This window comes from Salibaculum sp., assembly GCF_035270045.1.
Taxonomy (GTDB): domain Bacteria; phylum Pseudomonadota; class Alphaproteobacteria; order Rhodobacterales; family Rhodobacteraceae; genus Salibaculum.
The window spans coordinates 1-14,900 of record NZ_DATFIP010000010.1; the positions used below are offsets into that span (position 1 = coordinate 1).

General features: G+C 65.7%; 15 protein-coding genes and 1 pseudogene. 4 read left to right on the forward strand and 12 right to left on the reverse strand.

Annotation, left to right across the window (positions count from 1 at the left end):
• Positions 1-101: 101 nt before the first annotated feature.
• Positions 102-710 (reverse strand): helix-turn-helix transcriptional regulator, encoded by a 609-nt coding sequence (locus VJ897_RS01900; protein ID WP_414706654.1) that lies wholly within the window; start codon positions 708-710, stop codon positions 102-104.
• A gap of 142 nt (positions 711-852) precedes the next feature.
• Between VJ897_RS01900 and VJ897_RS01905 the strand changes: the two genes are divergently transcribed.
• Together VJ897_RS01905 and VJ897_RS01910 are read left to right on the forward strand one after the other, a co-directional pair.
• A complete protein-coding gene (locus tag VJ897_RS01905; protein ID WP_324052733.1) occupies positions 853-1,350 on the forward strand; it encodes an autoinducer binding domain-containing protein in 498 nt (165 codons plus the stop codon).
• A gap of 89 nt (positions 1,351-1,439) precedes the next feature.
• Positions 1,440-2,468 carry a FliG C-terminal domain-containing protein gene (locus tag VJ897_RS01910; protein ID WP_324052735.1) on the forward strand — a complete coding sequence of 343 codons (1,029 nt, stop codon included), beginning with the start codon at positions 1,440-1,442 and terminating at the stop codon, positions 2,466-2,468.
• A gap of 27 nt (positions 2,469-2,495) precedes the next feature.
• Here VJ897_RS01910 and VJ897_RS01915 read toward each other — a convergent pair whose 3' ends face one another.
• The gene (locus VJ897_RS01915; protein ID WP_324052737.1) at positions 2,496-3,200 is read right to left on the reverse strand and encodes a DUF1223 domain-containing protein; all 705 of its coding nucleotides are present in this window, start codon (positions 3,198-3,200) and stop codon (positions 2,496-2,498) included.
• 227 nt (positions 3,201-3,427) lie between these two features.
• Here VJ897_RS01915 and acnA point away from each other — a divergent pair, with 227 nt between their 5' ends.
• Positions 3,428-6,178, forward strand: coding sequence for an aconitate hydratase AcnA (acnA, locus tag VJ897_RS01920; protein WP_324052739.1), 2,751 nt, complete (start codon positions 3,428-3,430; stop codon positions 6,176-6,178).
• Between the two features lie 113 nt (positions 6,179-6,291).
• On the opposite strand, the gene VJ897_RS01925 is transcribed toward acnA, so the two are convergent.
• From VJ897_RS01925 to yajC, 10 genes are all read right to left on the reverse strand, one after another.
• Positions 6,292-7,653 (reverse strand): phosphohexomutase domain-containing protein, encoded by a 1,362-nt coding sequence (locus VJ897_RS01925; protein WP_324052741.1) that lies wholly within the window; start codon positions 7,651-7,653, stop codon positions 6,292-6,294.
• A gap of 38 nt (positions 7,654-7,691) precedes the next feature.
• Complete coding sequence (locus VJ897_RS01930) at positions 7,692-8,225, reverse strand: DsbE family thiol:disulfide interchange protein (RefSeq protein ID WP_324052743.1); 534 nt, start codon at positions 8,223-8,225, stop codon at positions 7,692-7,694.
• Positions 8,218-8,379: a heme exporter protein CcmD gene (ccmD, locus tag VJ897_RS01935; RefSeq protein WP_324052745.1), complete on the reverse strand. Its 162-nt coding sequence runs from the start codon at positions 8,377-8,379 to the stop codon at positions 8,218-8,220. Before ccmD ends, VJ897_RS01930 begins: the two co-directional genes overlap by 8 nt.
• Positions 8,376-9,101: a heme ABC transporter permease gene (locus tag VJ897_RS01940; RefSeq protein ID WP_324052747.1), complete on the reverse strand. Its 726-nt coding sequence runs from the start codon at positions 9,099-9,101 to the stop codon at positions 8,376-8,378. The genes ccmD and VJ897_RS01940 overlap by 4 nt, the downstream gene beginning before the upstream one ends.
• Positions 9,102-9,142: 41 nt before the next feature.
• Positions 9,143-9,799, reverse strand: a complete 657-nt coding sequence (gene ccmB, locus VJ897_RS01945) for a heme exporter protein CcmB (protein WP_324052749.1) — start codon at positions 9,797-9,799, stop codon at positions 9,143-9,145.
• A complete protein-coding gene (gene ccmA / locus VJ897_RS01950; protein WP_324052751.1) occupies positions 9,796-10,413 on the reverse strand; it encodes a heme ABC exporter ATP-binding protein CcmA in 618 nt (205 codons plus the stop codon). Before ccmA ends, ccmB begins: the two co-directional genes overlap by 4 nt.
• A 22-nt stretch (positions 10,414-10,435) precedes the next feature.
• Positions 10,436-10,789 carry an Mth938-like domain-containing protein gene (locus VJ897_RS01955; RefSeq protein ID WP_324052752.1) on the reverse strand — a complete coding sequence of 118 codons (354 nt, stop codon included), beginning with the start codon at positions 10,787-10,789 and terminating at the stop codon, positions 10,436-10,438.
• Between the two features lie 3 nt (positions 10,790-10,792).
• On the reverse strand, positions 10,793-11,512 hold the full coding sequence (locus tag VJ897_RS01960; RefSeq protein WP_324052753.1) for a sulfite exporter TauE/SafE family protein: 720 nt from the start codon (positions 11,510-11,512) through the stop codon (positions 10,793-10,795).
• 31 nt (positions 11,513-11,543) lie between these two features.
• On the reverse strand, positions 11,544-14,138 hold the full coding sequence (gene secD / locus VJ897_RS01965) for a protein translocase subunit SecD (protein WP_414706655.1): 2,595 nt from the start codon (positions 14,136-14,138) through the stop codon (positions 11,544-11,546).
• Positions 14,139-14,262: 124 nt separating this feature from the next.
• Positions 14,263-14,541: a preprotein translocase subunit YajC gene (yajC, locus tag VJ897_RS01970; protein ID WP_324052756.1), complete on the reverse strand. Its 279-nt coding sequence runs from the start codon at positions 14,539-14,541 to the stop codon at positions 14,263-14,265.
• Between the two features lie 214 nt (positions 14,542-14,755).
• Between yajC and VJ897_RS01975 the strand changes: the two are divergent.
• Positions 14,756-14,900: pseudogene (locus VJ897_RS01975) on the forward strand (serine--tRNA ligase); the annotation flags it as partial.

The window sequence follows — 14,900 nt, forward strand, 5'->3', positions numbered from 1 at the left end:
TTAGCCAGCTTGCCGGGTCACTGTTAACTATGGATTTTAAGCAGATAACGAAATTGCGGCAACGCCCGGAATGTTAACACGATATTAATAAAAACCTGTATTTATATGAGTCCGAACTCACTCGCCATGGCCGCAGCCTGGGCGCTCGTCTGCGCGTTCAATTTCGTCTTGGCGTTCTTCAGGCGTTGCTTGATGGCCCCTTCGGTAACGCCCAGTTCATAGGCGATCTGCTTGAGTCGCATGCCGCGCTTGACCATGCTCAAAGCCTCGATCTCGGCCTTGGTCAGGTTCGTCGGCGGCGCCTTGGCACGGTGCAATCGTTCCACATAGTGCTGGAATTTCTCGATTTCCGCGTCCGTGAATTCCCGGTCACCGCGCACGAAGGTGCCGAAGGAACGCTGTCCTTCGCGGTTGCCATCGTAACAGGCCACCGCCGCCCCGTACCTCAGCCCGAAGACCTGGGCCTGCTCCAGCACACGCATGGGGTCGGGCAGATCCAGAGCGCTCCAGCGCGTGGCACCGGTGTTGGCGTAAATCCAGCGGATCACCGGGTCATGCAGCATGAACCGATTTTGCGTGTAATGGTCCACCCAGGCCCTGGGCAAGGCGTTCAGTTCTTCCAGCGGAAAGGCGAAGCCGACGCGCAGGGCAATATAATAACCTGCACTGGCCGGAGCCAGGACGCTGTCCGAGGTCTGTTCCTGGTTCAATTGATGCATGTCAGCGGGATGGATAACCGATTTCCCTGTTCTTCTTAAACCGTTAGGCCTATTATCTGCTTGCCTGCCTTTGGGCAATGTATGTCGGGTCAGCGGTTGCAGGCAACCATAAAGCGAGTTGGGGAAACGCCAAATGGCCGACAAGCCAGACATTCGAACCGTTTTGAAACGGTTGGAACAGCAGTCGCCGACAGGATTCGCGATTGCCTTCCATATCAAGTTCACGACGCCGGAGTTCCTGTTCCAGACCTACCCTAAGGCATGGATCGATATCTATTCGGAAGGCGGCTACGTCATGCAGGACCCCACAGTCAGCTGGGGCTTCGCGAACGAGGGCAGTCGGCGCTGGTCGGACATGGCAGCCGAGGACAGTGCCGGGATACTTGAGCAATGCAAGGCTTTTGACATGAATTACGGTGTCACCGTCGCGCTGGAACGTGGCGGCAGCCGGAGCCTGGCCAGCTTCACCCGAAGCGATCGCGAATTCTCCGACGCCGAATGCGCCGCGCTCCAGGCCGATCTGACGGCCCTGCACGACATGACCCTGGGCAATGGCGGCATGGACGACCGCCTGCGGGACGACCTTCACGACCTTTCGGTGCAGATGACGCATCCCGGTCCCCCGACATGAGCCGGCAGGCCGGTTAAGGGTTTGGCAAGCCGCGCGGCGGCAGGATGTCCCCGATCGCAACTTGGCGCTGCAACCCCAGAGGGACCCCGATGTCCACCTCCCCGACCGAGCTGAGCCGCGCGCGCAAGGCTGCTCTTGTCGTGCAATACCTGCTCAATGACGGCCAAGAGCTGCCACTGGCCGACCTGCCCGAGGACAGCCAGCTGCGCCTGTCGCGCGAGCTGGGCGCACTGGGCCTTGTCGATCGAGCCACGATGGACTCCGTCGCCCGGGAATTTGCCGAGGCGCTCGGCAATCTGGCGATGACGGTCCCCGGCAGCGTCGAGGCGGCACTGGCCGGGCTCGACGGCAAGATCAGCCCCAAGGCCCTGCAGAAACTGCGCGACGAGGCCGCCAGCCGGGCCGGCGCCGATCCCTGGGCGCAGGTGCGCGCGCTGGATCCGGACGACCTCGTCCCGGTGCTCGAGGCCGAAAGTCCCGAGATCGGTGCGGTTCTGCTGTCGAAACTGCCCACCGCACGGGCGGCCGAACTACTGGGCCGCCTGCCCGGCGACCGCGCGCGCCGCATCGCGCACGCGGTGGCGCGCACCGCAGATATCCGCCCCGAGGCCGTGGCCCGCATCGGCGAGGCATTGGCAGGCCAGTATTGCGGCACCCACGCGCCCGCGTTCCCGCAGACCCCGGGGCAGCGCGTGGGCGCGATTCTCAATGCCAGCACAACCGAAACGCGCGAGCGCCTTCTGCACGACCTCGGCACGCAGGACCCGGATTTCGCCGAATCCGTGCGCCAGTCGATCTTCACCTTTGCCGACATCCCGGCCCGCCTGGCCCCGCTTGACGTGCCCGGCGTCATTCGCGACGTTCCCGACGCAGAGTTGGGAAAGGCCCTGGGCAGCGCCCAGGCGGCGGGCGGGCCGCTGGCCGCGGCCGCGGACCACATCCTGTCGAACATGTCGCAACGCATGGCCGACAGCCTGCGCGAGGATGTCGAAGAGCTGGGCAAGATCCGCAAATCCGAAGCGGAAGCCGCCCAGGCCGTCGTGGTCGCCACCATCCGCGCGGCAGCAGACTCTGGCACGATCACCCTGATCGACCCCGAGGAGGAAGAAGAGGACTGACGCGCGACGGGCGGCCATAGGCCGGGTTCAGCGGGCCTCGCCCGCCGCCAGGATCTGGCCGGGGCCAACCCGCTGCACAAGGACGACGGCGCGGTCATTGCCCGGCACCGACGCGCGCAGGTCCAGGTCGCGCCCACCGGACCATTCGGCCAGCACCTCCCAACTGGTGACGATGTTGCCGTAGGTCAGCCGCCGGCCGGCATTCTCGCCCCGGCGAATATCCACGACCTCGCGCGGGGTATAGCGCACCAAGTGCACCCGTGCGGGTCCGATCTCTGCCCCGTCATGGCGCAGGGCGACGCGCAATTCGTCACCGGTGCGCTCCAGCTCCAGCGTGATGCCGTGGTCCGTTCCGGCGTGGGACCGGATGGCATCGGCCAGTTCCATCGCCCGGGCACCGACCACGTGGGTCTCGCCCGCGATGACCATCTGCGGCGTATAGACCGTGGTCTGGTTGGCGGCATAGGCATAGGCCTTCTGCCGCTGCGTATGGGCCGGGTCCGCGAAGACGTCTTTCCAGCCGATGTAGTCCCAGTAATCCACGTGCAACGCCAAGGCGATGACATCCTCCCGCTCGGCCAGATCCAGAATCATGGCATCGGCGGGCGGACAACTGGAACACCCCTGAGACGTGAAGAGCTCCACCACCACCGGCGCGGGATCGGCCCGCAGCGCATGGGCCGCCAGGGCAAGGATCGGGGCAAGGGTCAGCACTGTCAGAAGTCGTTGCATGATGGGGTCCCAATTTCGCTGCCCCAGTAGCTAGCCCACCGGGCGCACAAGTGCCAATCAAGCGTTTGCGAGCCTCTGTCACATCGACACCCGCCATGTCAGTCGCCTACAACGGCCAAATCGGACCGTTTGCACCCTTGGCAAACCGCTGCATACAATAGTATACACGGGCGCGAATCCGACCCCGGACCAAATGCGCCCGTCGCCCACCCGCAAAGGAGGCCCCCATGCCCATCACTGTCGGCCACGACTCGACCCGGACCCGCAAGACGCTGACCGCCGGCGACCAGTCCGTCGCCTATTACTCGATCCACGCCGCCGAGGCCGCCGGGCTCGGCGACTTCTCCAAGCTGCCCGTGGCTCTCAAGGTGGTGCTGGAAAACATGCTGCGCTTCGAGGACGGCAAGACCGTCACCGTCGACGACATCAAGGCCTTCAGTGATTGGGCCAGCAAGGGCGGCCGGAACCCGCGAGAGATCGCCTATCGCCCGGCCCGCGTCCTGATGCAGGACTTCACCGGCGTTCCGGCGGTGGTCGACCTGGCTGCCATGCGCGACGGTATCAAGGCCCTGGGCGGCGACGCGCAGAAGATCAACCCGCTCAATCCGGTCGACCTGGTCATCGACCACTCCGTCATGATCGACGAGTTCGGCAACCCCCGCGCCTTCCAGATGAACGTGGATCGCGAATACGAACGCAACATGGAACGCTACCAGTTCCTCAAGTGGGGCCAGAACGCCTTCAACAACTTCCGCGTCGTGCCGCCGGGAACAGGCATCTGCCACCAGGTCAACCTGGAATACCTCGGCCAGACCGTCTGGACCGACACCGACCAGAGCGGCGAAGAGGTCGCCTACCCCGATACGCTGGTCGGCACCGACAGCCACACCACCATGATCAACGGCCTGGGCGTGCTCGGCTGGGGCGTCGGCGGCATCGAGGCCGAGGCCGCCATGCTGGGCCAGCCGATCTCGATGCTGATCCCCGAAGTCGTGGGCTTCAAGCTCACCGGCGCGATGGTCGAGGGCACGACGGCGACCGATCTCGTCCTTCGGGTCACGCAGATGCTGCGCGAGAAGGGCGTGGTCGGCAAGTTCGTGGAGTTCTACGGCGACGGTCTTGATCACCTGCCGCTGGCAGACCGCGCGACACTCGGCAACATGAGCCCTGAATTCGGAGCCACCTGCGCCTTCTTCCCCATCGACGACGAGACCCTGCGTTACCTTGAACAGACCGGGCGCGACAAGGACCGCATCGCGCTGGTGGAAGCCTACGCCAAGGAACAGGGTCTGTGGCGGGAAGCCGGGGCCGAACCGGTGTTCACCGAAACCCTCGAACTGGACATGGGCACCATCGTGCCCGCCATTTCCGGCCCCAAGCGTCCGCAGGACCATACGCCGCTGACCGAGGCCGCCGACGCCTTCTTCAAGGTTGTGGCCGATTACCGTGGCGCCGATGAAAGCGCCGCGGCCACCAACATGGCCGACGAAGGCCCGACCCCAGACCCGGTGATCGATCCGCGCAAGAGCCAGAAGGTCAAGGGCGAGGATTACGAGCTGCGCGACGGCTCTGTCGTGATTGCCTCGATCACCTCGTGCACCAATACCTCGAACCCCTATGTCATGATCGGCGCGGGGTTGGTGGCACGCAAGGCGCGCGAACTGGGCCTGAACCGCAAGCCATGGGTCAAGACCTCGCTCGCTCCCGGCAGCCAGGTGGTGTCGCACTACCTTGAAGCGGCCGGACTGCAAGAGGACCTGGACGCCATCGGCTTCAACCTGGTGGGCTACGGATGCACCACCTGCATCGGCAACTCCGGCCCGCTCCAGCAGGAACTTTCCGAAGCCATCGCCGAGGGCGACCTCGTGGCGACCTCGGTGCTGTCGGGCAACCGCAACTTCGAGGGCCGGATCAGCCCCGACGTGCGCGCCAACTACCTGGCCAGCCCGCCGCTGGTCGTGGCCTATGCGCTGGCCGGTGACATGAACATCAACATCGCCACCGACCCGATCGCGCAGACGCCCGAGGGCAAGGATGTCTACCTCAAGGACCTCTGGCCGACGCAGGCCGAGATCGCCGCGCTGGTCGAAAAGACCGTCACCCGCGAGGCCTTCCAGTCCAAGTATGCCGATGTCTTCAAGGGTGACGAGAAGTGGCAGGGCGTCGAAGTCACCGACGCCGAGACATATGACTGGCCGGCAACCTCGACCTACATCCAGAACCCGCCCTACTTCCAGGGCATGTCGCAGCAGCCGGGCAAGATCACCAACCTCGAGGGGGCCCGCGTGCTGGCCGTGCTGGGCGACATGATCACCACCGACCACATCAGCCCGGCCGGGTCCTTCAAGCCCGACACGCCCGCCGGCCAGTACCTGACCGAGAGGCAGGTGCCGGTGCGCGAGTTCAATTCCTACGGCAGCCGCCGCGGCAACCACGAGATCATGATGCGCGGCACCTTCGCGAACATCCGCATCAAGAACGAGATGCTCGATGGGGTCGAGGGCGGATATACCAAGGGGCCCGACGGGCAACAGACCTCGATCTTCGACGCCGCCATGGCCTACCAGGAGCAGGGCACGCCGCTGGTCGTCTTCGGGGGCGAGCAGTACGGGGCCGGGTCCAGCCGCGACTGGGCCGCCAAGGGCACCAACCTGCTGGGCGTCAAGGCCGTGATCGCCGAGAGCTTTGAGCGCATCCACCGCTCCAACCTTGTGGGCATGGGCGTGATCCCCTTCGAATTCACCGGCGGCGACACCCGCATGACCCTGGGGCTTACCGGGGATGAGAGCGTCTCGATCAAGGGGCTGGACACGATCAAGCCGCTGCAGGAGGTGCCTTGCGAGATCACCATGGCCGACGGCACGGTCAAGGAAATCACGCTCAAGTGTCGGATCGATACCGCCATCGAGATCGAATATATCGAACACGGTGGCGTGCTGCACTACGTGCTGCGCAACCTGGCGCAAGAGGCCGCCTGACCCGCGACGCGCTCAACACGCGAACCGATTTCAAGATGTCGCGCCCCCGTCGGGGGGCGCGGCTTTTCTTGTGATGCCTCCGGCGGCGGTATTTTCCACCCAAAGAAACCGGATCAGGCAGTGTAGGGGGCCAACAAGGCGCGGATCTCGGCCAGTTTCGCCGCCACGAGGTCCCCGTCGCCACGCGATTCGATGTTCAGCCGCACCACCGGTTCGGTATTGGAGCGACGCAGGTTCACCCGCCAGCCGCCCATGTCGTAGCTGATCCCGTCGAGGCGGTCTTCGGCGCCGGCCCGCGGACCATAGGCGGCCTCGAAGGCTTCGACGGCGGCCTCCTGATCGGAAATGCGGAAATTCACCTCGCCCGAAGACGGGAAATCCCGGCGCAACTCCGCCAGCATGGCCGAGAGCGGTCGGCCGGAGCGCGAGACCAGTTCGGTCATGAGCAGCCAGGGGATCATGCCGCTGTCGCAATAATTGAAGTCGCGAAAGTAGTGATGCGCCGACATCTCGCCGCCGTAGGCCGCATCATGCTCGCGCATCACCGTCTTTATGTGAGAATGCCCAACGCGCGACAGGACCGGCCTGCCGCCCGCCCGCCGAACCGCATCCGCGGTGGCCCAGATCACCCGTGGGTCATGGATGATGAGCGCCCCCGGTTCCTTGGCGCAAAAGGCCCTGGCCAGCAGCGTGACCACGTATTCGCCGTCCACGAAGGCCCCGGTCTCGTCGAAGAAGAAGCACCGGTCGAAATCACCGTCCCAGGCCACGCCCATGTCCGCGCCGTGGTCGCGCACGGCCTCGGCGGTGACGGCACGGTTTTCCGGCAGCAGCGGGTTGGGGATACCGTTGGGAAAGCTGCCGTCAGGGGCGTGGTTGATCCTGACGATCTGCAAGGGCGCGCCGCGAAGGGCCGCCAGCACGGCGTCGAGGGTCGGCCCCGCCGCCCCGTTGCCGCCGTTGACGACGATACGCAGCGGCCCGAGGGCCGCGGGTGCGACATAGCCCATCAGATGCGCCACGTAGGCAGAGCGGGGATCGCGCCGCACGACCCCGCCGCCGGGCCGGACGGGGCCGAAATCGCCGGCCTCGGTCGCGGCCTGGATCTCGGTCAGGCCGGTGTCCCCGGATATCGGCCGCGCCCCCGCGCGCACCATCTTGATGCCGTTGTAGTCCATCGGGTTATGGCTGGCGGTGACCATCAGCCCGCCGCCCGCCTCGTAGTGGGGGGTCGCGAAATAGACCTCCTCGGTGCCGCAGAGGCCGATGTCGATCACGCGCACACCCTCGGCCACCAGCCCGCGGTGCAGGGCGGCCTGCAGATCGGCGCTGCTGGGGCGGATGTCACGGCCGGTGACCAACGTGCCGGGGTCCATGACACGGGCGAAGGCCCGACCGATGGATTCGCAGATCGCCTCGGTCAGCTCGTGGCCCAGGCGGCCGCGTACGTCGTAGCTCTTGAAACAGGTCAGCATCTGGGGCCTTTTACACGAACGGCTGCCGGGCGGCCCGGTCAATCGGCGCGGGCCGCCTCGATCGCGGGGCCCAGGCGGGTTTCGATGGCGCGTTCAGTCACGGGCCCGGCCACCCGCGTCAGGATCGTGCCGTCGCCGTCCACCAGAAAGGTCTCGGGCACGCCGTAGACGCCCCAGTCCAGCGCCATGGCCCCCTTGGGATCGGTGCCGAGCGCCGTGTAGGGATCGCCGAGTTCCTGCAGGAAGGCCAGCGCATTGCGGTCACGGTCCTTGTAGTTGATCCCGTATACGGGCAGCCCCTCGGCGGCCAGCAAGGTCAGGTTCGGATGCTCGACACGGCAGGGTGCGCACCAGCTGGCCCAGAAGTTGACCAGCTTGAGTTCACCATCGCGCAGCATGGGATCGGTCAGCGGGGTCTTGGTGCCCAGAGGGGCAACCTCCGTCACCGGGGCGGGCTGGCCGGCCAGGGCGGTGGGCAGTTCATTGGTATCGCCGCTCAGCATCGTGTAAGCGAAAAGCCCCGCGATCGCGGCGAAGATCACCGGGGGAATGAACATCAGCGGTCTAACCATCACGGGCCGCCTTCTGCCGTTCGACGGCCTCCAGCGTGGCGCAGGCGCGGCGCGCGGCGCGCACCGAGACCCAGACCAGCCCCAGCAGGAGAAGGAGCGATACGGCATAGGCTGACAGCACCTCGGCCGCGTATTTGCCCAGGTCGGGGATCATGCGGTCATCCTCGCTTGCAGGGCGCGGGCGCGTCGCAGTCGAATCTCGGTCTGGGTGCGCAGGATCACAAGCCCGACGAACAGCAGCACGAAGCCGGCGATGCAGACCAGCGCCGGATACCAGAAGACATCGGCGACGTTTTCCTCGGCGTCCAGCGACAGGGACGCACCCTGGTGCAGCCCCTGGTTCCAGAAATTCACGGCATAGCGGCTGAGCACGGCGAAGACAGATCCGACGATACACAGCACGCTGGTCAGGTCGGCGGCGGTATCGTCATCCTCAATCGCGGTCCAGAGCGCCATGTAACCGAGATAGAACAGGAACAGGATCAGGAAGGAGGTCAGCCGCGGGTCCCAGGCCCACCAGGTGCCCCACATGGGCTGGCCCCAGACCGCGCCGGTGAAAAGCGCCATGAGCGTCATCACGATGCCGATCGGCGCCGCGGCCTTGGCGGCCAGCGCGCTGACGTGGTGGCGCCGGATCAGCCAGATCAGCGAGGTGACAAGCATCATCACCCATATGTTGATCGCCATCATGGCCGAGGGCACGTGCAGATAGAATATCTTGACCGTGCTCCCTTGCCGGTAATCGTCGGGTGTGAAGAAGAAGCCCCAGACCAGCCCCACGGCCAGGCAAAGACCCGCCCCCCACATCACCCAGGGCAGAACCGGGGTGGTGGTCGCGATGAACTTCTTGGGGTTGGCATATTCCCAGATCGACATGTTTATCTCCTACCCTCTCGCGCGCGGCGGCTCAATGCCCTTCACCTTAGATTGACTCGCAGCGCCGCCGCCGTGGCAAAGGGCAGCAGGGCGAAGGTTCCAAGGGTGATCCCACCCAGCAGGACAAGCGCCGTCGTGGCCGAGAATCCGTCTGCGCCGCGGCGCGCGGCCTCGGCCCCGAAGATCAGCGTCGGAATATAGAGCGGCAACACCAGAAGCGACAAGAGCAACCCACCCCGGCGCAGGCCCACGGTCAGGGCCGCGCCGAAGGTGCCGATCATGGAAAGGGCCGGGGTGCCGACGGCCAGCGAAACCAGCAGGAAGGCATAGGCACCCGGTTGCAGGTGCAGAAGGAACCCGAGCGCCGGGGCGGCCAGCGTAAGCGGCAGCCCGGTGGTCAACCAGTGGGCCAGTCCCTTGACCAGCGCCACCGCCTCCAGCGGCAGGGGCGAGGTGGCCAGCAGCGGCAGGGATCCGTCCTCGAAATCCAGCGCGAAGATGCGGTCGAGCGACAGCAGCGCAGCCAGCAGAGCCGCCACCCAGAGGATCCCCGGCGCGATGCGGCTGAGCAGGTCAGACTGCGGGCCGACACCGAAAGGCACGAGCACGATGACGATCAGAAAAAAGGCCAGCCCCAGGCCGAACCCGCCCCCCGCGCGCACAGCCAGCGCCAGGTCGCGCCTGAGCAGGGCGATCAAAGGAAGGCCTCGTCGCTTCCGCCGCCTGCGTCGGGCGCGGCCACATAGGGACTCAACTCCAATGTCGGCGCGTCCAGCCCGAGGTCGATATGGGTGGCGATCACCGCGATGCCCCCCTGCCCCAGATGCCGCTGCCGCAACCAGTCGGCAAACATCCTTACCGAGAAACCGTCGAGCGAGACCGTGGGTTCGTCCAGGAACAGCACGCTGCGACCGATCACGCCCAGCCGCGCCAGCCCGAGGCGGCGTTTCTGCCCGGCGCTGAGCGTGCCCGCCAACCTGTCGCGCAGGTCCAGCAAATCGAAATCGGTCAGCACGCCCTCGTCCAGCGCACCGCCGTGCACCTCGGCCCAGAAGGCCAGGTTCTCGGTCACGCTCAGTTGCGCCTTGATGCCGTCGGCATGGCTGGCATAGGCGCCGCTGTCCTCGGGAAGGGATATTTCCCCGGACATCGGCGGCTGGAGCCCGGCCAGCGTGCGCAGCAGCGTCGTCTTGCCCACGCCGTTGGGGCCGCGGAGGATCAGTGCCTCGCCCGGGGCGCAGTCGAAGCTGACCCCTTCCAGCACGGGGCGGCCGCCACGGGCCACGCCCAGGTTTCTCACGTGCAGACTCATGCCGCTACCGATAGCGCAAGGCTCAGACGGGCAACAGGGCCAAACCGACGCGGCGGCCCTCGGCCAGCAGCACATTGTAGGTACGGCAGGCGGCGGGCGAGGCGCTGAATTCGACACCGATCCCGGCAGCTTCCAGCCGGGTCCGCAGCCCGCTTGGCAGGTGGGTGATCTCGGCGCCGGTGCCCACCAGCAGAACGTCAATCATCGGGGCCAGGTCAAGCAGCGGCTCGACCGCGTCCAGCCCGGCCCATGCCACGACGCCACGCGGCGAGACGAGGACTGCGCCCTCGTGGACCTCGCCGCCGATGCGAAAGAACCCGGGACCGTAGCCGTCGACCGGGCGGGCATCGTCGAAAACAACTTGGTTCATGCGCATCGCTTACCCCCAGATCGGCAGTCCCATGATCCCGGCCCCGCCGATCAGGACGTAGGCCGTGCCCCGGTATAGACCAGCCCGGGCCGGGTTGAAAAGCCGTCGCCCAAAATAGGCGCCAAGCGCGTAAACCGGCAACAGGACAAGACCCAGCAGGATGGTTTCGCGGGTGACGGCGCCCTGCAGGGCCATGATCGGCAGCAGCGCCAGGGTGGAAAACGACAGCACCACGATGGCATTGGCGCGGGTCCGGGCGGCGGCATCCGGGCCGCCCAGCTGGAACAGCACAAGGACGGGGCCGTTCATGCCCACCGATCCACCCAGGAACCCCACGCCGGCCCCGACGCCAAGCCAGGCCGGCAGGCCCGGGCTCTGGCGGTAGCGCCAGCCCGACAGCAGCGCCACCAGTGTCCCCAGGACCACCGCCGAGACAGCCCAGCGCAGCGCCATGGGGTCGGTTGTTCGCAGGACCCAGACGCCAATCGGTTCAAGCAACACGGCGGCGGCCAGCATGGTCAACGCCGCCCGCTTGTCCGCCTGGGGCCAGGCCTGCGGCACAACCGTCGCAATGGCGCCCAGCCCGGCCAGTGCGAACCCCGCGACGGCGACAACCGGGTCCACCACCAGCAGCGCCACGGGCATGAAAACAAGGGCCGCGCCAAAGCCGGCGAACCCGTAAACCAGCCCCGCCACGAGGCCCGTCAGGATGAGCCATGGTTCCATCATTCAAGCGGCTGAAGGCCGCCGGGAGCGGGGCTCAGGCGTCGACATTGCCGAACTGGTTGGCCACCTGGCCGGGGTCCTTCTTCGACCAGTCGCGCTTGACGCCCAGGACCAGAAGGATTGTCGAGGCCACGAACACCGAAGAGTAGGTCCCCACGATCACGCCCCAGATCATCGCGAAGACGAAGCCTCGGATCACGTCGCCGCCCAGCACGTAGAGCGAGACCAGCGCCAGCAGCGTTGTCAGCGATGTCATGAAGGTCCGGCTCAGCGTCTCGTTGATCGAGATGTTGAGCACCTCCTTGAGATCCTTCTTCTTGTATTTGCGCAGGTTCTCTCGGACCCTGTCGAAGACGACCACGGTGTCGTTGAGCGAATAGCCCACGATGGTCAGCAGGGCCGCGATGATCGCCAGGTCGAACTTGATCTGGAACTCGCTGAAGATGCCGATGGTCAGCACGATGTCATGCACCAGCGCGGCCACCGCGCCCAGGGCAAACTGCCACTCGAAACGCATCCAGATGTAGATGAGCACCGCACCGATGGCCAACAACACGGCAATGGCGGCGGTCTGGATCAGCTCGCCCGAAACGGTCGGCCCGACGGATTCCACCGACGGGAAGGTGACCTGCGGGTCGATTTCCTGAAGGGCGGACTGCACGGCACCTATGGTCTCGTTGGTGACACTTTCCTCACCCTCCTGGGCCTGAATCGAGACTGTCTTTACGTTCTGGTCGGGGCCGAAGGTGGGATCGAAGACCTCAGTGATCGTGACATCGCCCAGGCCCAGTGGGTCCAGGGCGGCGCGGTACTCGGCGACAGACACCGCCTGCGGGCTGTCGGTGCGCAGCGTGGTGCCCCCCTTGAAGTCGATCCCGTAGTTCAGGCCCTGCAACAGGAAGCTGACGAAGGCCACCACGACCAACACCGAGGAAATGCCCAGCCACAGCTTCGAGCGGCCGAAGAAATTCCAGGTGGTGCCGTCCTTGACCAACCGCAGGTATTTGCCCGCGAACAGTTCCCTGGGTCGCTTGCGCTCGAACCAGATGACGATCAACAGGCGAGTCACGAAGATCGCCGTGAAGACCGAGGTCAGGATGCCCAGCCCCAGCGTCACGGCAAAGCCGCGCACCGGCCCCGCACCCATGAAGAACAGGATGCAGGCGGTGATGAAGGTGGTGATATTGGCGTCGACGATGGCCGAAAGGGCCTTTTCATAACCCAGTTCGATGGCCCGCGCCGGCCCCTTGGCCGATTTTCGTTCCTCACGTATCCGTTCGAAGACCAGCACGTTGGCATCCACCGCCATGCCGATGGTCAGCACGATGCCCGCGATGCCCGGCAGGGTCAGCGTCGCCCCGAGCACGCTGAGCGCGCCGAAGACCAGCACCAGGTTCACGACCAGCGCGATATTGGCGAACACGCCGAAAAGCCCGTAACTGAGCACCATGTAGACCAGCACGGCGATGAAGGCGACGATGCAGGCGATGGTGCCCGCCTCGATGCTGTCCTGTCCCAGTTCCGGCCCGACGGTCCGTTCCTCCAGGAAAGTCAACTCGGCAGGCAAGGCACCCGCGCGCAAGAGGACGGCCAGTTCCGTGGTTTCCTCGATGGTGAACTGGCCGGTGATGATTCCCGATCCACCCGGGATATGCGACTGGATCACCGGGGCGCTGACCACCTCGTCGTCCAGCACGATGGCGAAGGGCGAGCCGATGTTGTCGGCCGTGTAATCCCCGAAGGCCCGCGCGCCGGTCGTGTTGAAGCGGAAGTTCACCGCGGGGCTGTTGTTCTGGTCCATCGTCGGCTGGGCATTGACCAGCGCCTCGCCCGAGACCACGGGCGTGCGTTCGACGATGTAGAAGGTGCCGGTCTCGTCCAGAGAGGGCAGGATGATGTTGCCCGCCCCGGGGCTGGCGTCGGCATTGGCCGTCCGGCTGACCACCGGGTGAAAGGTCAGCCGCGCGGTGGTGCCGATGATATCCTTGACCTCCTGCGCGCTGCCCACGCCGGGAACCTGCACAAGGATGCGGGTCGCACCCTGGCGCTGGATGTTGGGCTCGCGGGTGCCGACCTCGTCGATGCGGCGGCGGATGATCTCCAGTGCCTGGCGCACCGTGCGATCGTCGCTCGCGGCCTTCTCGGCATCCGACAGCTGCACCACGATCACGCCGTCACGGGCCTGAACGTCCAGGTCGGTGGACGTGGCCCCGGTCAGGGACTGCACGGGCTGCGCCAGCCCGCGCACCAGTTCCAGCGCCCGCGGCATGGCCTCGACGTTCGAGATCCGCACGTGAAGCTGACCCGGCGGGGCCGCCTCCTCGCGGGTGACGAAGCCCAGCGTATTCCGCTCGGCGGCCAGCACGTCGCGCACCTCGGGCCACATGGCGTCGACGCGGCGATCGTAGACCTCCGCGACGTTGACCTCGGCAAGCAGGTGCGCCCCGCCCCGCAGGTCGAGGCCGAGGTTCACCAGCCCGTCAGGCAGGAAGGACGGCCACTGCGCCGCCTGCTGCTGCAACTCCGCGTCGCTGATCCCTTCGGCGATGACCGACTCGGCGTCGTTGGATTGCTCCACCCGGGTGTAGAACGCATTGGGCAGCGCCAGCATCACCCCGGCCAGCACCATAAGCCAGATGGCAATGCGTTTCCAAAGATCGATCTGCAACATGGCGACTGTCCCTGCCGGGCCTTTGTCGACCCCCTGGAAAACGAAAACGGGGCCGTCATGGCCCCGCCCGGTTCAAACCGGCTCAGCCCTCCGCGGGCTCGGTCTTGCTGAGAACCTGCGAGATGGTCGACTGCACCACGCGCACCTTGACGCCCTGGGCCAGCTCGAGCTCAAGCTCGTTATCCTCTTTCACCTTCGTGACCTTGCCGATCAGCCCGCCCTGGGTGACGACCTGGTCGCCCCGGCGCAGCGCCTTGACCATGGCCTGGTGATCCTTGAGCTTCTTCTGCTGCGGCCGGATCAGCAGGAAATACATGATCGCGAAAATCGCGGCCAACATAAGCAGATCACCAGGTCTCATGAGCGTTCCCCATCCATTTTATCCTTGAGGACCACCCTGGCCCCGTAAATTCAGTTCTACCTAAGCGGCTTGCCCGCACGATGCAATCCCAACAGGCCGTTTTGTGGGCGCGTTTCAGAAGGCCATGCCGGCTATCATTGACCAGTTTACCTTACCCTGTGAAATCGGCCATAAGGCAGGGGACGATTCAACCTGAGCCAAGGACCGAAGACAGATGCATGATATCCGCATGATCCGTGAGACCCCCGATGCTTTCGATGCCGTGATGGCGCGGCGCGGGCTCTCGCCTGTCTCCGGCGACATCCTTGCGCTTGACGAGAAGCGCCGCGCGAAAATCCTTGCCGCCGAAGAGGCGCAGG